Here is a 19,291-nt window from a genome sequence, read left to right on the forward strand (position 1 = left end):
CTGCTGCGGCGGCTGCGGCGGCTGCTGCGGCGGCGTCAGCGCTGCGCCAGCGCGGGGGCGGCGGCTTGCGCCACCTGGAACATGGCGGTGCGGCGCGCCACCTCGCGGCCGTCCAGCAGCAGCACGCTTTGCACGGTGTACTGGCCCTGCTCCATGCCGCGCGGGATCTTGTAGACGCCCACCGCGCGGTAGTGGCCGGCGCCGTCGATGCGCTCCACGCGGGCGATCTGCGGCTTGTCGGACGCTTTCTCGCCGTTGGTCTTTACCAGCGTCATGCTCTGCACCACTTCCGGCACGCGCTGCGACTGGCCGTACAGCTTGATGTTGCCGACCACCTGCACCGGCTCGCCGCCGGCGCGCGCCACGCTGGCGGTGGAAAATACATCGTACTGCTTGAGGCGGATTTCGTTGGTGGGCACCGCCAGGCCTTCGCGCCGCGCTTCGTTGTTGACGGTCTGCGCGTTGGCGACTTTTTCAGAATAGGTGGTCCAGCCGATGGCGGCTCCCATGGCCGCGCCGATGGCCGCGCCTTGCGCGCACTTCTTGCCTGCCATGGCGGCCAGCGCGCAGCCTGCCACGGCGCCGATGGCCGCGCCGGTGGCGGCGTTCTGCGCGGCGCTGCCGGTGTTGCTAGCGCCGCCGTCCCTGCCGTCGTTGCGCTGGCCGTGGCGGCCACCGCTGTCCGGCGCGGCACAGCCGGCCAGCAGCGCGGCGATAAGGGTGCTGGGAACGGTTAAGCTGAGTATGCGTTTCATGACGCCTCCGTGTTTATTGGCATCGATCGTTGATCCAGTCTGCGCCGCTGGCGACACAGCGCAGCATTTCGCGGTTCAAGCGCTCTGCGCGCTGTTTCAGGCCCAGGCATTCGCGGTTGCCGACATCTATCATCGTCGCACAAATCTCCGCCTTGTCCATGGCGCCTTTGTAATTGCCTTGATTTAGTTCACGCTCGGCATCGGCCAGGATCTTGCGCGCCTGCTGGGCCGTCTGCGCGGCCTGCGGGACCGTGCTGATGACGGGCGGCGGCGGGGCAACGGCGGCGGCGCGCGGCGGCTGGTTGGCGATGGCGGGCGGCTGGCTGGCTGCGGGCGGCGCCTTCTGTTCCAGCACCGTGGCTTCCAGCAAACGCGACAACGATTCGCGCAGCGCGCGGATGCGCTCTTCCAGCTCGGGGCGCTTGAAGCGCTCGGCGGACAGCAGCCTGGCTTCCAGGCAGGCGCGGTCGGAGCGCTGCAGGCAGGCGTCGGCCTCGTCGAGCAGGCGCTCCGCTTTCTTGCCGTCGATGCGCTGGTCCCAGTCGCGGGTTTCGTCGTCGGCGCCCCATTTCCTGGTGAAGGCGGACAGGCGGCTGTCGGCAGTGTCCAGCGCGCCGGCCTGGGGCGCTTTCTCCATCGCGTTGTCCAGCACCGGTTTCAGGTCGGCCCAGGCCTTGGCGCGCTGGCGTTTCTTTTCGCAGCCAAGGACGGCAGCGTTGATGGCTTCGTTCACGCGCCGGATCTGGGCGGCCGGTGCCTTGTCGGTGCGCAGCGAGGCCAGTTCGGCGCGCGCGGCGTCCAGCTTGCATTCGGCGGTGTATTTTTCGGCCTGCTCCACGCGCTCGGCGATGCGCTCCTCCTTGTTGGCGGGCTTGGCAAGATACCAGATCACGGCCAGGATCATGGCGACCAGCACCCAGGTGCCGATGCCGATCGGCTGGCGCAGCGGCGGCCGGGCTTGCGGGCGTGCGCCGCCAACGGGCGGTACATGTCCGGCGCCGGCGGCGCTGCCCGTAGCGCCTGCTCCGGCCGGGCTGCCACCACCTGCAGCCGGCACGCCGCGCAGTTTGTTGAGGCGTGCCTGTGCCGCTGCGATCTGCTCAGGCGTCATCACCGGCGCGTCGCCGGCCGGCGCAGGATTGCGAACAACCTCCTGCCCCGCCTTGGCATAAGAGGCAGCCGCTTCGCGCGCATCGGGGGCCTGCGCCACCTTTGTCGCGCCGACATTTGCCGGGCGCGGCGGGCGCGTTGGCGGTGCTGTTGGCGGCGCTGTCGGTGCCGCCGTTGGCGCGGCCTTAGCGGCAACGGCAGAGGCGGCAGCGGCGGCTTGCCGCGTGCCGCAGAACGGGCAAAAGTTCACCTGGCGCGGGAAGCTCCGGCCACAATCGCTATTGATGCATCGGTACGTCGCTACGTCCACTACTCAGCCTTCCTTATTCGGGATCGGGGATGTCGTCATGCGGGTCCGGGATCGCGGCGCCGAGCAGCGGCGCGATGTCCGGCATCTCGCCGGCCAGCTTCCACTGGTCCACGCGCGGCACCCATTGCATGTTCCACACCTTGGTATTGCCGTCCACCTCGCCCGCCATGATGCGCTGCGCCAGTTCCGGCAGCGTGTACGGTCCCTGCTGCGTTTTGTTGACGAACACCTTGTAGCGCACCGGCGCGCCGCCCGCAGGAGCAAACACCGCCGGTGCAGGCGCAGTTTGCACCGCTGCCGTTGCTGCTGCCGCTGCCACCGCCGGCGCGAACACGCTCGCCGCAGCCGCGTCGCTGGCCAGCATTTCCGGCTTGAGCACGCGCTTGTCCACCGCATGCTGCACTTCCCAGCTGTACGCGTCGGTGGATGAACCGGCAACCGGATCGCTCCACGCCGCCAGCGCCTCCAGCGCGCGCTCCACCGGCGCCGCCGGCGCGTCATGCAGGCCCGCATTCAAAGCCTGCGCGCGCTTCACCCACGCGTCATGCAGACGCTTGGCCGTGATATTCGGCAGCGACGGCGACGGCAGCTCCGCGCCGGTTTCATCCACTTCCAGCTTGGGCTGATACACGCGGTGCTGGTAGTAGCGCATCAGCGCCGCCAGCAGCACGAACTGGTGCGCGCCCATGCGGGCCAGGCGCTGCTGCACCGCGCCGATCACCTGGTCGCGGTAATAGGCCGGCAGGCCGTTCGAGCGGATGGCGAACTCGTTCCCGATCTGCAGCCACTCGCCCGAACCCTGCTCCACTTCGAACAGATACTGCCCGCGCGGCTGGAACAGCGCCTCGCGGTCCGCCAGGTCCGCCTTGCGCTTGATCACGCCCAGCGCAATCGCCTGCAGGAACCACTCGTAGTCGTCGGCCAGCCGGTTCAGCTCATCCATCGACGGCGCGATGGGATGCCGGAAGCGCGTGGAATCGAAATGCAGATGCGTCGGTATCTTCGGATTCTCGATCTGGTACGAGGTGCGCCACGTCGGCAGCCCGCGCAGCACCGTCATCGGCACGCCGGACAGCTCGATGTAGCACACCGCCCGCCCGCCGATGCCGGTGTTGACGATGCTCACCAGGTCGCCGTGGAAGAAGCCGGTCGGCACCGCCGCCTTGATCTCGGCCTCCAGCTTGCGCCACGCGTTCGCGTCGCCCACGCCGATGAAGCACTTGAACTGGTCCGCGTTCGGCGTGAACTCGGCCGAGAAGCGCGCGTTCACCCACGGCATGGCGCTGCGTATCCATTCGTTGAAAGTATGCTGCCGCTCCTGCGGCGACATCGCCATCAGCCGCTCCAGCAGCGGGTCCGGCGGCGACTGCCCCTCCTCCAGCTGCTCGCTGCTCAGCTGCGTCTGCGCGCGGCGGAACAGCTTGAGCAGCAGCGTGGAGCGCAGCTTCTCGTCGCCCAGCTGCGGGAACAGGCGCGCCGAGCCGCCGAACTCCAGCAGCACTTCCTCGCTCCACACGCTGATGTCGCCGGTAAGCTTCACCGCTTCCGGCACCGTGTCGCTGGCCAGCTTCATGTAGGTGGCGTGTTCGTGCTGCGCGTCGGCGCGCAGCTGCGCAATGCGCTGGTCCACCGCGCCCAGCATGGCTTCCACGCAGCGGCGGCCTTCCTGCAGCTCGCCGGCGATGCCGCTCCATACCGCCTGGCCATGTTCGTCCACCGACTGCGTGTCGCCCAGCCAGGCCGACATGGAGCGCAGCAGCTCCACCGACTGCCCCGCCGCCACCGCCAGCATGTGGAAGCGCAGATAGTCGGCGATGTCGCGCTTCAGGTGCGCCATCACTTCGCGCGATTGCGCTTCGCTGCCGAACATCTTGGCCGCCGCCTGCGACAGGTTGTTCAGCGATTCCTCCACCTGGCGCGTGCGCAGCGCGTCGCGGATGTCGCGGTAGCGCTTGCCGTTGCGTTCCATGTGCACCAGGTCGCGCTGCGAAATGCGCCCCTTGATCTGCTCCAGCAGCGACAGCACGAATTCCAGCCCGCCCTGCTTGCGGTCGTCCAGCAGCGCATACAGCTGCTCGCGCGCGCGGCCTTTCAGGCGCTGCAGCAGTTCGGCCGTGTGGCGCTTCAGGCGGTCCTCGCTGGTCTCGGCGGTGGCGCCGGCTTCGCGGATGGCGTCGCGCTCCAGGTGCGGCAGCAGCTCGGCCACTTTCTCGCGCCACTGTTTCAGCTCGTAGTCGCCCATGATGCGGTCGATCTCCAGCTGCACCTTGCTCTCCACGCGCTCCAGCAGCGAGCGTTCGTCCTTGTCCATCAGCAGCTGGTCGGTGAGCGCGTATTCCTGGAACGGCGTGACGTCCACCGTACCCTTTTTGAAGTCCGGGAACTCGTCGAACGGATGCTCGGACATGGCCATCTGCTCGCGCATGAAGACGTCGCGTTCCTGGTCGCCGGCGCGGCGCGCCTTGCTGCCGTCGCGGCCCAGCAGGCCGAAGAAGGCCTTCACCATCAGCGCCGCCAGTTCGTAGGCGCGGATGTCTTCGCGCAGGCTTTGCTGCGTGTCCAGCACGGCCTGGCCGAAGGCCGAATACACCTTGGAGTAGGACAGGCGCATGTCGCCGAAGCGCTGCTCCGGCACGCGCGGATTGAACGGCCCCAGCTTGTGCTGCTGCTGGTTGACCGCCACCGAGCGCTTGCGGTTGGCGAAGTCGGCCGAGGCGAAATCCTCGAACAGCGAGTCGGCCACCATCTGGTAGACGTCTTTCACGTCCTGCGTGGCCTTGTTGGCCAGGTTGGCGGTGTCGACGAAATAGACGTCGTCGAACGGCGCGCCGCGGCCGGTGAGGCTGTCCGGGTCGGCCCAGCGCACCTGCGCGTTCATGTCGCGCATGGCCGTTTCCAGCTCCATCAGGGTGGCGTAGGCGTTGGCCTCGGTGCGCTCCTTGTTGGCCTTGGCGTAACCGGAGGGCATGAACATCACCAGGTCCACCTGGCTGTCGGACACTTCCTGGCGCGCGATGGCCTTGGCGATCCAGCCCAGGTCCATGGCGGTGCCTGCCCCGGTGCCGCCGGCGTTGGAGCCGATGACGACGATGCGGAACTTGGAGGTGTCCACCTGCAGGCCGAGGCGCTGGTAGTTTTCCTTGCGCTCGTTGCCCGCGTTACTGCTCAGGAAGTTCAGCGCGCCCTTGATGCGGCCGCGCAGCTTGGGGTATTTGTCGTACAGGTAGAGCCGCGCCACGGCGCGGATCTGCCCGGCGCCCTTGGAGGGATCGATGCCCAGCGAGCGCAGTTTCTTCGGCCGCAGCGGCATCCAGCTTTCGATCAGCGGAAAGCGCGCCAGGCTGTCGTCGGACTCGTGGTATTGCTGCAGGTCGATCGATTCGACCAGGCGTTCCTCGTCGCTCAGTTTCACCAGCTCGTACCACGGGTCGGTGCGCTGCGACTTGCCTTCGTCGATGATGGCGCCGCTGTCCAGGTCCACGTGCAGGAAGCGCGCCACCGGGAACTGGCCGATGGCTTCCACGCGGGTGGGATGGCGGCGGTTCCACACCGCCGACAGGATGCGGCGGCGGATGCGCATCATCACTTCCATGCCGGTGCCGCCCGCGCCGATGAACAGCGTGGGACGCAGGTCGACTTTGAGTTCTGCTTTTTTGTTGTTGCCGCTGCCGTTATTCTGGAATTCTGCCATGGTCGCTCCCCTGGGCTCTTGGTTTAACGTCGGCCGGTCATCAGCGCGCCTGCCAGCGAGGCGATGCCGAGAACGAGCAGGGTGCCGGTGATGGCCACGGTGAGGAACTTGCCGGCGTTCAGGATGGCCAGCACGGCGGCGGCGCTCAGGAAGGCCAGGCCGAAGAACATCAGCCAGCCCGCCGTGTCGGCCGACGACGGCGCCACGCGGCGGCGCACCAGGTGGTTGGAATAGGCATTGCGGGCGAAGAAGAACACGATCAGCAGCACCAGGAACACGGCGCCGCCGATGGCCAGGTCGCGCGTGGATGTGTCCGTTGCGGGAGCGCCTTGGACCGGCGCCACTTCAATCGGTGCGCCGGGGGCGGTGGCTGCGGGGGTGCCGCCAGGCGGCACGGGCGACAGCGTCGGTTCGCCGGGCGGCTTGGCGTTCGGGTCGGCCTGGTTGCCGGGGATCTTGAAGCCTGGGTCGGTATTGTTTTGCATTCTGGTTGATCCTCGATGTGGTCTCGATGTAGACGATTAGCGGCCGAGGCGGACTTGCGCGCCTTCGCGCAGGTCCGTCAGCGTGTTTCCAAATAAGCTGGTGTTCAGCACGGCGACCTTGTTGCCGGCCTTGTCGAACAGCGGCTGGCTGTTGCCGGCCTTGACGTGCAGCGTGCGCAGTTCGCCTTCCACGGTGACCTGCACCTTGCGCGGCCGCGTGGCGGCAAGCACCAGCGCACCGCCCGCCAGCAGCAGCGCGGCCACGCCGCCGAGCAGCGCCAGCAAGGGCGCGATGCCGAACTGCATGCGCACTTCCAGCGGCAGCACGGCGCGCGAGCCTTGCACCTGGCTGGGCGGGGTGAAGATGTCGGGCAGCGGATCGCCGGGGAACAGCGTGGCCATGCGCTCGCGGAAGGCTTGCGACAGTTCCAGCTTTTGCTCGCTCAGCTGCACTTCGATGGCGCCCGGCAGCACGGCGGCGGAGCCGGCGGCCTTCACCGCTTCCAGCGACCACTTGCCGGGCAGGTGCGCCACAGGCAACTGCATGGTGGACGCCAGCGGCTGCGATTTGCCGGGCGCCAGCCCGCTCACGGTGTCGGCCCCCAGCGCGATGGGCTTCTCGGCGCCGGCCAGCACCGAGCGCGCGGCCAGGCGCGCGCTGGTGATGGTGTACGGGTAGATGGTGTTCTCCAGCCGCCACTGGATGCGCGCGTGCGGCGTGCCGCCGGCCACCGCGCCCGCAGCGGCGGCGGCGGACACGCCCGCGTCGATATCGGCGCGCAGGGTGCCGCTGGGCTGGGTGGAGAAGGTGACGCCGGGGACGTTCTCCACTTTGGCGGGTAACAGGCGCACGGTGTCCTTGTCGAGCGGCTTGAGGCGCGCCGGCGGCTCGGTGATGACTTTCTGCAGGCGGCCGGTGCGCAGCAGCGCATCCAGCTCGCGCGCGCCTTCGTCGCCGATGGCGAACACGTAGATCATCATGCCGTTGGCGCTGTAGCGGCCCTGCACCGGCATGTGCAGCGGGAAGGCCAGCGCCTTCTTGATGCTGCCGCCGTGGTGGATCAGCTCATAGAATTCGCGGTTGCGCTGCGCGGTGGCCTGGTCGTTGTTCGGGCTGTTCTTGTTGTTGGTGAACAGCCAGATCAGGCCCCGCTTGCCGCCCAGCGCGGTGGAGATGGAGGCGCTGACTGCTTCGCCCAGGTCGGTGTCGGCCAGTGCACTGCTGCCCGGCTTTTTGGCGGTGGTCAACGGCGCCAGCGCGCCTGCCACGGCGGCGCGCTGCGGCTTGTCGTCCACCTGCGCGGCCAGCAGCGCTTTCGGCGACGGCGCGCCGGGCAGGCTTTGGTTGAAGGCGGCCAGCACCAGCGCGTCGCCGGGCTGGATGGCGGCCAGCACCACTTCCGTCACCAGCGCCTTGTACTGCGAGGCGGGGTCGGTGTAGAACGGCTCCATCCAGCCCGAGTTCTGCACCAGGAACACGTGCGATACCGGCGCAGCCAGCGCCACGCCCGGCAAAGTCAATGCGCAAGCCAACGCCAGCGCCGCAGCGCGCGGCGCCGGCGGCAGGGGTGGCAACAAGGCTGGCCGCGTCATGGCAGCGCTTTCACATGCCAGCCGCGAATCTCGTTCCAGCTCGGGTGGTGCAGCCACAGGCAGTTGTCGTACACGAAGGGCTGGCAGTCGGCCGGATGCGACAGGCGCACCGCTTCGTCCAGGATGACGTTGCGCTGGCCCACCCATTCGATCAGCGTGCGCTGGATCACCGCGCCACCCAGCGCGTCCTCGGCCTTGGCCGGCGGGCGCTCCATGCGCAGCACCAGCCCGGTCGGCTGGCTGCGCGTGCTGCTGACGTTCTCCAGCAGCGGCAGCACCAGCGCCGAATCGCGGGTCTGGTCTTCCACGTTCTCCACGTCCCACGGTTCGTTCTTGACCTGGTGGCCGCGCCGGAACAGCAGCGTGCCGAAGCCGAGCCGCGCGCCGTCCAGCAGCGCGTGCTCCTGCGCCTGCGCCACGCCCAGTTCGCGGAAGGAATAGCCCTGGCCATGGTGATGGCCGATCTGCCACAGGCGGCCGTCGCGGCTGCGGGCCGGCGCGCCCAGCTGCAGGCGCGGCGCCCAGTCCGCTGGCCACGGCAGCCATTGCGGCGCGCTGCCGGGACGCCATTGCAAGTGGCCCTGCGCGTGCAGCCAGATCAGTTTTCCGTCGTAGCTCAGGGGACGCGACCAGCCTTCGGCCGGGATGGCGCCATCGGCAACGCCCGGCGGGCTGTCAACCAGCCCTGCGGGATCCGCATCCGGGTCCGGAATGGCATCGGGCGCGATGGCCTGCGCCGCAATCTCCAGCGTCTCGCCATCCGCCCCGTCCGCATCCGCCGTCCACAGGCGCACGCCGGCAGGCGCCGCGATCAGGCAGGCGATGCGCCGTCCCACCATGCCGGGCGAACTGGCCAGCCGGGCCGACAGCACCACCTCGGTATGGAAACTCTCGCTGACCGGATTGATCACCAGCCGCACCAGCCCCTGCCCGGACGGCACCAGCGCCACTTCGCCGCGCCGCGCCGCGCCATGGGCCGGCAGCCACGCGTACGCGGACGCGCTGAAAGTCAAATCCGCCAGGTGGTCCTCGCATGTCATCACGTGCCAGCGCGCGGCGGCCGGGTCCCAGTACTGCAGCACATTGCGGGTGTAAGCCAGCGCCAGCAAGCGCTGCGCGGCAAAGCCGAAGTCCGCCGCCGCGAACATGCAGACCGCATTCGGCGGCGCCGGGATCTTCAGTTCCGCCTGCCCCACCTCCGGCTCCGGCGGCCGCGTTTCCAGGCTGGCGGCCAGCGGCAGCGCCGTCAGCGGCAGGCCGTGCGGCGCGTGCCGGGGCAGTGGCGCCTCGTTCACGGGCAGCGGCGCGCTGCTCGGCCCCCACCACGCGGGCAGGCGCTGCGCTGGCGGCGCGCACACGTGCAGCGCCGCGCCGCATTCCGGGCAGTACGCAAAACCTTGCGGATAAATGGCCGCGTGCGCGCAACCCGCAGGCAGCGACGCGCCCAATAGCTGCGCCACGTCCGGCAGGCGGCTGCGCGCCTGCGCCTGCCACTCGATGCGGCTTAAGCCCTGGCTGGACGCCAGCTGAAATTGCCCACTTTCATCATCCTCCAGCCAGACGCTGTCGGAAGTCTCCCACCTGTATGCCATGTATGTGCTCGAATTAATCCGCTTGCGGAACCTGAGCTCCGCCTGGGCGAGCTCAAGTTGTTCTTTGCATCATAACGCAGCGCCTTGCGGTTCGGGCAAGACACTATAAAAAATACGCCCCATTTTACTGGGGCGTATTGCGCTGTATCGCGGATTTTAGCCGAACTTTTCGGGCAGCCTACTTGTAGATGCCGACACCTATCAGCACATCGCCGAATTTCTCGACGTAAGTCGATTTGTCTTCCATGTTTTTGCTGATGGAGTTGGGCCACTTGTAGGATACCCAGCCCTTGCCGGCCGGGCTGTTGGCCACCTTCAGGAATTCCTTGATGGGGAACACGCCGCCGGCGTTCAGCTCGGTCAGGTTCTTGTTGACCATCTTGGCGTTCTGGCCGTGCGCCAGCGCCACGCCCTGCTGCTCGCCGGTGGTGCCGAACATGAAGACGTACAGGTCGCCCTTGATGAATTCGCCCTTGGGGTCGTTGAAGGCGGCAATCGCCTTGTCGCGGCCGTTCTTCTCCATATACGCGCCGGCTTTCTTCACCATGGCCACCGCTTCGTCGGCCGTGCCGCGATGGGCGTCCTGCGCGCGGGCGGCGCCGCCCAACGACAAGGCCAGCACGGCGGCGAACAAGACCTGGAATGCATGTTTCATCATAAACGTCTCCTTGGGGATAGGCGCGGACAGATCGTTGCTGTCCGTCAGCTCCAACATAGCACATGCCTTACAGCAACACTAAGACTTCCGCAAGCGGGTTGCGCAAAGCAGACGCCAGAGTCTGATTTACATCAAATCGCGGCATCGGCAGCGGCATAAGCTGGACTGCGGGGTCTTCCCGCGCTGCTTCCGAAAGGACTGCCATGCCTGCTCACATCATCATCCGCGACGGCTCGCCATACTGGTGGGCCAGCACCGATATCTGGGTCGTGCCCGGCGCCGACCCGAACGGCGCACCCGGCACGCCGGTTGCCGGCCAGCCGACCTACCTCTGGGCGCATGCCGTGAACAGCGGCAACACCCTGGCCAACGGCACCCGCATCGATTTCTACTGGGCCGACCCGAGCGCGCAGGTGATCATCGGCACCGCCAATCCGATCGGCTCGGCCTTCGTGGACCTGGACCTGGACCCGGCCGGGCACGACGTGCTGTGCCTGGTGCCGTGGATGCCGGTCATCGTCAACGGCGGGCACGAGTGCCTGCTGGCGGTGGCGCACGGTCCGGGCGACAGCAATCCGATCCCCGATCCGCTGCCCAATGGCTATGTGTTCGACCCGCCCGCGCACGACCAGATCGCGCAGCGCAACATCACGGTGCTGATGGCCAGCATGCTGGCGGCGGCCATGGTGATCAGCGTGCGCGCGCTGCCCAGGCAGGACAAGGAAGCCTTCATCAGCGTGGAATACGGCGGCGAACTGGACCAGCGGCAGATGGTGCTGCTGGGGCTGGACAAGATGGACTTGCGCCCCGCGCCGCAGCGCGCCGTGCGCGTGGAACTGAGCAGGGAGCCGATCTGCGGCGGCAAGCACAGGCACGGCCGCGGCATGGATCAGGACATCGACCAGGGCCAGGACGGCGACGAGGACGGCGGCGGGGACGGCCGGCAGGGCCGGCGCGGCGGGCAGCAAGCGGACCACGAACAGGTGCTGGCTGTGAGCGTGGCCAAGACCTATGCGGCGGGTTCCGAGGTGGGCGGCGATGAGACGCTGGGCCACGAACCCGGCGTGGTCGAGGACGACATGGGGGCCGCTGGGGCGGCGGGCGGCGCCGCCGACAGCGGCGGGCTGGAAGGCGCGGACTACGGCGAGCACGGCGGGCGCGGCCTGCGCGTGAACCTGCGGCGCGGCACGGCCGCCCCGGTGTACGCCGCCTTCAGCGCGGACGGCCTGCGCCCCGGCCAGTACCAGCTGGTGCACATCATCGAACGCAGCCAGGGCAAGGTGGTGGGGGGCGTCAGCTACGTCGTGGTCCAAGGAGAGAAAAAATGAGCGCTACCCCACTGCAGGTGCTCACGCGCCCGTTCGCCATCGAACCCGTGACCAACATCATGCTGCCGGACGGCATCTTCGACAACGCCATCTACGGCCTGCGCATTGCCGCCCACATCACCAATATGTCCTCCAGCGCGCTGACCGACGTCACCGTGTGGCTGGAAAGCGTGGGCGATCCCGGCATTGCGCCGGTGGCGCGCACCTTTTATTTCGCCAGCATACCGGCCGGCGCCGCCATGCAGGTGATGTGGGACGCCGACTTCCAGCACGCCAGCCCCGGCAAGCCGCTGGTGAGCATCCTGGCGCGCGCCGACGGCTTCACCTCGCGCCGCTCGATCCAGCAGATCTTCGTCTCCGAAACCCGCTTCGACGCCGCCAGCAACAGCTACACCTGCACCGTGCAGGAAGGCACGCTGACGGTGTCCGGCCTGAAAGGCCACCTGCCCGGCAAGCGCTGGGGCCAAACCGGGCCGGACGGCAAGGAATGCATCTGCCCGCCCGGCGGCGGCCCCGTGGTACCGACCGGGCTGACCATGGTGTGGGCGCCGAACCCGCCCTTCGCCGGCGTGCACGGCGAGCTGCCCTTCGCCGACCCGTGGTGGAAGATCCTCGCCATCATCATCGCCATCATCGCCGCGCTGGTGGCCATCATCGCGGCGGCGCTGGGGGCGGGCAAGGCCAGCTTCAACGTGGGCGGCAGCATCGAGGAAACCGACCCCAGCGTCACCTGCTGCTCGCTGGACGGCGCCGCCTCGGGCGAGCCGGAGTTCACGGTGGCCGGGGTGGCGTCGGCCATCGCCTCGGTGGCCATCGCCGTGGCCTGCTCGGACGCGGCCGACCCGTTCTGGCGCGGCCAGGAAGCCACCCCGCCGGCCGCCGGCGAGCTGACCGTGGGCGAGCGCGTGGTGGCCGAATGGACCATGCTGGAAGCGCCCAACGCCGGCGTGCCCTACGCCACCGACGTCAGCTGGACCTACCAGCGCTTCACCACCGGCGCCAGCTACAACCACAGCGTGACGGAGACGCAAACCAATATCCACACCGCCGGCCCGGTGGACGTGGAAGCGCCGCCGCAGGTGCAGGCCTTCAGCCCGCTGTGGGTGCGCGCCAAGTTCCACCGCGAGGACGGCAGCCTGTTCCACGGCACCGACCTGTACGCCTTCGCCATCTTCCAGGCGCCGCAGGGCTTGAATTTCGTGATCCCGCTCACCGACGACGGCCTGGGCTTCGACCCCGGCGCCAACGACGGCGTCTACGCGGGCAGCCTGAACCTGGAGCTGGCCTACCGCATCCTGCTCAAGTACGGGCAAACGGTGTACGGCATGTGGCGCCTCTTCCTGTTCGCGCAGGACGTGAACCTGACCAAGCCGGGCACGCCGCCGAAAATCGCCGCGCAGCACATCGGCGGCTTCTTCGTTGCCAGCGCCATCGAGATCACGTTCGACGATACGCTGCCCTGCCCGCTGAAGGCGCAGGCCAGCATCATGGTGGTGTAGGGGAGGAAAGCCGGCAGATAGGCCGGGCTTACTCGGCGACGATCTTCTTGGGCGGCGGCGGCGGCGCGAAGGCCACCGTTTCGCCGCCCGGCGCACTGTCCATCGCGTCGGAATACTCGAGCCAGCGCTGCAGCGCGTCCATGCGGCGGATCACGATGCCCTTGCTGCTGATATAGCCCACCTGCTCGAAATTCTCCGGCTTGCTGACCATCTTGCTGGTGGTCGGCAGGTTGTCCAGCAGGCGCTCGAAGCATTTGCGCGCCTTCTGCTCCCATTTCGCCAGCGCCGGCTCGGCGAAGCGGTTGCTTTCATAATAGATGGTCAGGGTGCGGTCATGGTTGCCGAACCCGACTATGGCTGCGCCCTTGCGCACCGTTTGCAGCACTTCTTCCTTGATGGCCGTGGTCGGCACGAACAGCGCCGCCCGCCCGTCGCCGTCGTCAGGCCGTTCCAGCGGCAAATCCATTCCCTTCACTGAGCTCATCGCTGCCTCCTGGCCTGTAGTGTGACACCGGATCTATAAGTTGCCGTCCGGCTATATTGCAACGATTTTACGCGCCTCCCCAGCGCTGTACAAGGAAATTGCAGGGCATATAATGCTCGTGCCTCCAATAAGTATTACTTCTGATTAAAAAATGACACAGTTGTCCGACTTCCAGAACAAGCAAACTGAGCCGCATTCGGGGTCAGACCCCGAATGCGGCTCAGCCTGGCTCACAGCCGACGCTGCCGAGCAGGCCGCGCGCAACGTCGCCGACCTGCTGGCCATGGCCATCGAATACGCGCCGCCGCAGCGCGCGCTGGTGGTGCACGACACGCGCTGCGAACTGAACCTGGCGCTGACCGACGCCTACCGCCGCGCCCTGCCGGACGGCCGCTTCATCGATTTCGACACCGTGGCCCCGGACGACGTGCTGGCCGCGTTCGCCGAACTGGGGCAGGACGACCTGGTGGTGCTGATCCAGTCCACCAGCTTCCGCCTGGAAGCGTTCCGCATCCGCATCGAGCTGTTCAAGCGCGGCCTGAAAGTGATCGAGCACGTGCACCTGTCGCGCATGCCGGGCCGGCAGGGCTTGCACTACATCGCCTCGCTGGCCTACGACCCGGCCTACTACCGCGGCGTGGGCCGCGCCCTGAAGGCGCGCATCGACGCGGCGCAGTCGGCCGTGGTGGACAGCGGCGACGGCGCGCTGCTGCGCTTCGATTCGCCGCTGGAGCCGGCCAAGCTCAACATCGGCGACTACAGCGAAATGAACAACGTCGGCGGCCAGTTCCCCATCGGCGAAGTGTTCACCGAGGCGCAGGACCTGGAAGCGGTAAGCGGCAAGGTGCGCGTGTTCGTGTTCGGCGACACCTCCTTCCACGTGAACCACCCGGCCAAGCCGATCACCATGATCGTCGAGCAGGGCCGCGTCACCGGCGCCATCGATTCCACGCCGGAGTTCGACAACATGCTGGCCATCATCCGCGCCCACGAGGGCGAAGTGTGGCTGCGCGAACTGGGCTTCGGCATGAACCGCGCGTTCTCGCGCCACTGCCTGGTCAACGACATCGGCACCTTCGAACGCATGTGCGGCATCCACCTGTCGCTGGGCGCCAAGCACGGGCAGTACCAGAAACCGCAGTTCAAGCGCAAGGATGCGCGCTATCATGTGGACGTGTTCGCGGTGACCGAAGCGGTCTGGCTGGACCAGGAAACCGTCTACCGCGACGGCGCCTGGCAAGTCTAGCGGTCTGGCGCGGCACACACCACGGGAACGGAGCTCATGCACGCAGTGATCAAAACGCTGGAAGCGCTGTTCAACCAGATTCCGCTCAGCCTGCTCGAAGTGTGGGGCCGGCTGGGCTACCTGATCGGCTTCGCGCTCATGCTGTGCGCCTATGGCGGCGTGACCTTCCGCGCCGGCGGGCGCTGGGCGCTGGGCAGCACCAGCCAGTGCTGGAACAGCCGCGCGATGATAGCCGCCATCTTCACCTTCACCGCCATCTTCGTCACCGGCTACCTCGGCTCGGCCATCGTGCTGGTGCCGGGCGCGCAGACCTTCGAATCGCTGAAGGACCTGTCGGTGTTCCTGTGCATCGTGCTGTTCGGCTATCCGGCGCTGCTGGTGGCGCCCTTCGCCTACGGCCTGTCCGACCTGGTGGAAGGGGTGCCGCCGGCCTTCCTCGGCGACTGGCTGTTCGGCTACTTCATCAATCCGGCCTGCTTCTGGCTGGCGCACCAGCTGATCGGGCGCGATCCCGACTTCCGCCGCGCCCGCACCTGGGGCGCGTACGCGTTGTTCGTGCTGGCCTTCATGGCCATCGAACCGATGCTGTGGGGCTATATCACCTCGTCCCAGTTCACGCCCGAGCTGGCCTACCGCAGCGTAACGCCGGCGCTGGCGTTCACCACCCTCATCACCTGGGTCCTGGCGCCCTTCGCCATGCTGCTGGCGCTGCCGCTGGCGCGCCGCAGCGGCATGTTCTGGGCCGAGCTGCCGCAGCACGTGCAAGAGCGCCGCTTCGGCCAGCCGCACTGGCAATGGGCCGGAGCCGGGGCGGCGGGGCAGCCTGCCGGGTCGCCCGGCGGCGTGCCGATTCCCGCCTTCCTGGCCGCGCCCTTCATCGTGCTGGTGCTGCTTCTGGTGGGCGCTACCGCCTTCCTGACGCTGCGCAGCGCGGAAACCTCGGCCGACAAGCTGGCTGCGCGCCTGCACCAGGAAATCGCCGACAACATCAACCTGCGGCTGGACCAGCACCTGGCCGCGCGCCAGGCGGCCGGCGGCGACGCGCCGGCGCCGGCCGTGGGCGACGTGCTGCAGGGCCTGCCGCTGGCCGCCCACGGCCGCGCCATTGTCATCGACCGCCTGGGCCGCGTGGTCGCGCGTTCGCAGCCAGAGGTGCGGCCGGAGATGCAGCCAAACCCGCAGCCGGACGGCGGCTCGGCCGATCCGGTGGTGCAGGCCGCGCTGGAGGCGCTGCTCACGCGCGCCGGCAGCTACGCGGCAATCCACGCGCCACTGCAGCTGAGCTTCGACGTGCTGACCAGCAAACCGCTGTCGCGCGAACGCTGGCTGATGCAGGCCACGCCCTACCTGGACCGCAACGGCGGCCACGACTGGCTGCTGCTGACGGCCATGCCGCAAGCGTGGTACCTGGAGGGCGTACGCACCGGCAACAGCCAGTCCGCCATGGTGGTGGCGCTGGCCCTGCTGCTGTCGCTGGTGGCGGCCAGCCTGCTGTCGGCCGTGGTGACGGCGCCCATCCGCCGCATCGCGCGCGCCAGCGGCGCCATGGCGGCGGGCGACCTGAGCCAGCGCGTGCCGGTCAGCGGCCTGGCCGAGCTGGGCGAACTGGGGCACGCCTTCAACAACATGGCCGAACGGCTGCAGAACTCCTTCGACCAGCTGCACGCCATGGCCGACCAGCTGGCCGCGCGCGAACGCTCGCTCGAGCAAAGCGAGCGGCGCTACCGCAACCTGTACGAAGACGTGCCGATTCCGCTGTTCCGCACCAACCGCGACGGCATGCTGGACGAGATCAACGACGCCGGCATGCGCCTGCTGGGCGTGCAGGGCCGCGAGCAGGTACGCCTGCAAAACGTGCTCGACCTGTACGCCGACCGCGCCGGGCGCGTGCGCTGGCAGCAGGAGCTGGAGCGCAACGGCGGCATTTCGCACCGCACCGCCGTGCTGATGCGCCGCCCCAGCGACGGCAAGGAAATGTACGTCAACGTGGTGGCGCGCCCGGTGGCAGATCCCGACACCGGGCAGCTGGCCTACATCGAGGGCTGCGTGGAAGACATCACCGAGCGCAAGCAGGCCGAGGACGAACTGCGCCGCCACCGCGCCCACCTGGAGGAACTGGTGCGCGAACGCACCGCCGAGCTGTCGGTGGCGCTCAGCCGCGCCGAATCGGCCAACCGTGCCAAGAGCGTGTTCCTGTCCAATATGAGCCACGAGCTGCGCACCCCGCTCAACGCCGTCATCGGCTTTTCGCAGCTGCTGCAGAACGACCCGGTGGTGGGCGCGCAGCAGAAGGAGCAGCTGGCCATGATCAACCGCTCCGGCCACCACTTGCTCACCCTGATCAACGACATCCTGGAACTGTCGAAAATCGAGTCCGGCCGCACCGAGCTGCAGCTGCTGCCGGTGGACCTGCACGGCCTGTTCGAATCGGTGCTCGAGATGCTGCGCCTGCGCGCCGGCCAGAATGGCGTCGCGCTCAAGCTGGAGGCGGCCGGCGTGCCGCAGGTGATCCTGGCCGACGGCCCCAAGCTGCGCCAGGTGCTGCTCAACCTGCTCTCCAACGCCGTCAAGTTCACCGAGCGCGGCAGCGTCACGCTGTCGGTGCGCGGCAGCGCCGGCGAGCGCGACACGGTGCGGCTGCGCTTCGCCGTCGTCGACACCGGCCCCGGCATCGCCGAGGACGACCGGCACCGCATCTTCCAACCCTTCATCCAGGCCGGCGATCCCGGCAGCCAGGGCGGCACCGGCCTGGGCCTGACCATCAGCCGCGAATTCGTGCAGCTGATGGGCGGAGACCTGCAGCTGCAGACGGCGCCCGGCCAGGGCTCCACCTTCAGCTTCACCTTGACGGTGCAGCAGCGCCCCGGCGCGCTGTCGCCGGCGCAGGCGCGCGAGCGCGTGGCCGGCCTGCCGGCATCGGAGCGCGGCAGGACCATCCTGGTGGTGGACGATAACGCCGACGGCCGCAAGCTGCTGCACACCCTGCTCGCGCCGCTCGGCTTCGACCTGCACGAAGCGCGCGACGGCGTGGAAGGCCAGGAACGCATCCTGGCGCTGCAGCCGGACCTGGTGCTGATGGACTGGCGCATGCCGCGCCTGGACGGCCTGGAACTGACGCGCCGCATCCGCGAGCAGCCCGGCCTGAAGCAGCCGCGCATCGTGATCCTGACCGCCAGCGCGTTCGAGGAAGAACGCCGCGAGGCGCTGCAATCGGGCGCCGACGACTTCCTGCGCAAGCCGCTCGAACAGGACGACCTGTTCGCCATGCTGGAACTGCAGCTCGGCCTGCATTTCCTGCGCGAGCCGCTGTCCGTCTCCGCCGCCGCCGCGCACGCGCCCTTGTCCACCGCCGACCTGGCGCCACTGCCGGACGAGCTGCGCAGCGCGCTCAAGCAAGCCGTGGCCGACCTCGACCTGGCCCGCATCGAGCGCCTCATCGAACCCCTGGGCGCCACCGCCCCCGACCTCGCCGCCCGCCTGCGCGCCATGCTGGAGCGGGCCGAGTTCCGGCAATTGTGGGAGCTGCTGTAGGCGCTCAGCGGGTCTGCAACGCTTTATCCCACGGCGGCACCGGCTGGTACTCGGCCACCAGGAAATCGATCAGCGCGCGCACCTTGGGCGACGGCTGGCGGCTGGCGGGGTACAGCGCGCTGAGATAGTTGAGCGGCAGTTCCCAGTCCTCCAGCACCGGCACCAGCGTGCCGTCGAGCAGCGCGTCGCACGCTAGGAACGTGGTGCTGTAGACGATGCCGAGCCCGCGCAGCGCGGCCTGGTGCAGCACCAGACCGTTGTTGGCGGTGAAGGCGGCGTTGATGCGCACCGGCCTGCGCTCTTCCCCTTGCGCGAGATGCCAGGTGGCGCCGTCGGTCAGGTGGCTGAAATGCAGGCACTGGTGCTGCGCCAGGTCTTCCGGCACCTCCGGCGTGCCGGCGCGCGCCAGGTAGGCCGGGCTGGCGCACAGCACGCCCTTGCACGGCGCCAGCGGGCGCAGCGACAGCGCGCGGCTGTCCGGGATGCCGCCCACCCGTATCGTCAGGTCGAAGCCGTGCTCGATGGGGTCGAGCAGCGCGTCGTCCACGTAGAGCAGCGGCGTGAGCCGGGGATGGGGCAGGCTGAAGCGGGCCACGGCGTCCGCCAGCCAGGCGCTGCCGAAGCTGGACGGGGCCTGGATGCGCAGCGGCCCGGCCAGTTCGCCGCCGGCATGGGTGACCACGCGCGCGGCCTCCTGCGCCTGCGCCACCGTGGCCATGCACGGCTCCAGGTAAGCCTGGCCGATGTCGGTGAGGCTCACTTCGCGGGTCGAGCGGTGCAGCAGCCGCGCCTGCAGCTTGTCCTCCAGCTGCATGATGTGCTTGCTGACCATGGCGCGCGTCAGCCCCAGGCGGCGGCCGGCCGCGCTGAAGCTGCGCAGCCGCGCCACCTCGACGAAAATTTCCATTGCCCTGAGCTGATCCATGGCCCATTGTCTCCACTTTGGCGACAATGTGTCAACCGTTTGCGGATTGTGACGCCGCCGGGGCGCCCGTACAATAGCGCATCC

13 protein-coding genes are annotated in these 19,291 nt (G+C 68.5%); 4 read left to right on the plus strand and 9 right to left on the minus strand.

Annotation, left to right across the window (positions count from 1 at the left end):
* Nucleotides 1-35 precede the first annotated feature (35 nt).
* From AC56DV_RS02815 to AC56DV_RS02845, 7 genes are all read right to left on the minus strand, one after another.
* Entirely contained in the window at nt 36-755 is a 720-nt protein-coding gene (locus AC56DV_RS02815) for a hypothetical protein (protein ID WP_496312778.1), read from the minus strand.
* A gap of 13 nt (nt 756-768) precedes the next feature.
* Nucleotides 769-1,965, minus strand: a complete 1,197-nt coding sequence (locus tag AC56DV_RS02820; protein WP_496312779.1) for a hypothetical protein — start codon at nt 1,963-1,965, stop codon at nt 769-771.
* A gap of 223 nt (nt 1,966-2,188) precedes the next feature.
* Entirely contained in the window at nt 2,189-5,866 is a 3,678-nt protein-coding gene (locus tag AC56DV_RS02825; protein ID WP_496312780.1) for a tubulin-like doman-containing protein, read from the minus strand.
* Between the two features lie 23 nt (nt 5,867-5,889).
* Nucleotides 5,890-6,351, minus strand: coding sequence for a hypothetical protein (locus AC56DV_RS02830; protein ID WP_496312781.1), 462 nt, complete (start codon nt 6,349-6,351; stop codon nt 5,890-5,892).
* 36 nt (nt 6,352-6,387) lie between these two features.
* On the minus strand, nt 6,388-7,944 hold the full coding sequence (locus tag AC56DV_RS02835) for a hypothetical protein (RefSeq protein ID WP_496312782.1): 1,557 nt from the start codon (nt 7,942-7,944) through the stop codon (nt 6,388-6,390).
* Entirely contained in the window at nt 7,941-9,536 is a 1,596-nt protein-coding gene (locus tag AC56DV_RS02840; RefSeq protein WP_496312783.1) for a hypothetical protein, read from the minus strand. The genes AC56DV_RS02835 and AC56DV_RS02840 overlap by 4 nt, the downstream gene beginning before the upstream one ends.
* 178 nt (nt 9,537-9,714) lie before the next feature.
* Nucleotides 9,715-10,194: a cache domain-containing protein gene (locus tag AC56DV_RS02845; RefSeq protein ID WP_496312784.1), complete on the minus strand. Its 480-nt coding sequence runs from the start codon at nt 10,192-10,194 to the stop codon at nt 9,715-9,717.
* Between the two features lie 203 nt (nt 10,195-10,397).
* Here AC56DV_RS02845 and AC56DV_RS02850 point away from each other — a divergent pair, with 203 nt between their 5' ends.
* Complete coding sequence (locus AC56DV_RS02850; protein WP_496312785.1) at nt 10,398-11,522, plus strand: hypothetical protein; 1,125 nt, start codon at nt 10,398-10,400, stop codon at nt 11,520-11,522.
* Complete coding sequence (locus tag AC56DV_RS02855; protein WP_496312786.1) at nt 11,519-13,021, plus strand: choice-of-anchor X domain-containing protein; 1,503 nt, start codon at nt 11,519-11,521, stop codon at nt 13,019-13,021. The genes AC56DV_RS02850 and AC56DV_RS02855 overlap by 4 nt, the downstream gene beginning before the upstream one ends.
* Before the next feature lie 28 nt (nt 13,022-13,049).
* Here AC56DV_RS02855 and AC56DV_RS02860 read toward each other — a convergent pair whose 3' ends face one another.
* On the minus strand, nt 13,050-13,505 hold the full coding sequence (locus AC56DV_RS02860; protein WP_496312787.1) for a hypothetical protein: 456 nt from the start codon (nt 13,503-13,505) through the stop codon (nt 13,050-13,052).
* Between the two features lie 151 nt (nt 13,506-13,656).
* On the opposite strand from AC56DV_RS02860, the gene AC56DV_RS02865 reads away from it, so the two are divergent.
* Both AC56DV_RS02865 and AC56DV_RS02870 read left to right on the plus strand, forming a co-directional pair.
* Nucleotides 13,657-14,751: a M29 family metallopeptidase gene (locus tag AC56DV_RS02865; RefSeq protein WP_496312788.1), complete on the plus strand. Its 1,095-nt coding sequence runs from the start codon at nt 13,657-13,659 to the stop codon at nt 14,749-14,751.
* 36 nt (nt 14,752-14,787) lie between these two features.
* The gene (locus AC56DV_RS02870) at nt 14,788-18,282 is read left to right on the plus strand and encodes an ATP-binding protein (protein WP_496312789.1); all 3,495 of its coding nucleotides are present in this window, start codon (nt 14,788-14,790) and stop codon (nt 18,280-18,282) included.
* Nucleotides 18,283-18,286: 4 nt separating this feature from the next.
* Here AC56DV_RS02870 and AC56DV_RS02875 read toward each other — a convergent pair whose 3' ends face one another.
* On the minus strand, nt 18,287-19,207 hold the full coding sequence (locus AC56DV_RS02875; RefSeq protein WP_496312790.1) for a LysR family transcriptional regulator: 921 nt from the start codon (nt 19,205-19,207) through the stop codon (nt 18,287-18,289).
* Between the last annotated feature and the right edge of the window lie 84 nt (nt 19,208-19,291).

The sequence above is a fragment of the Massilia sp. BGA-UO-ETr-WB1 genome, from assembly GCF_059567845.1.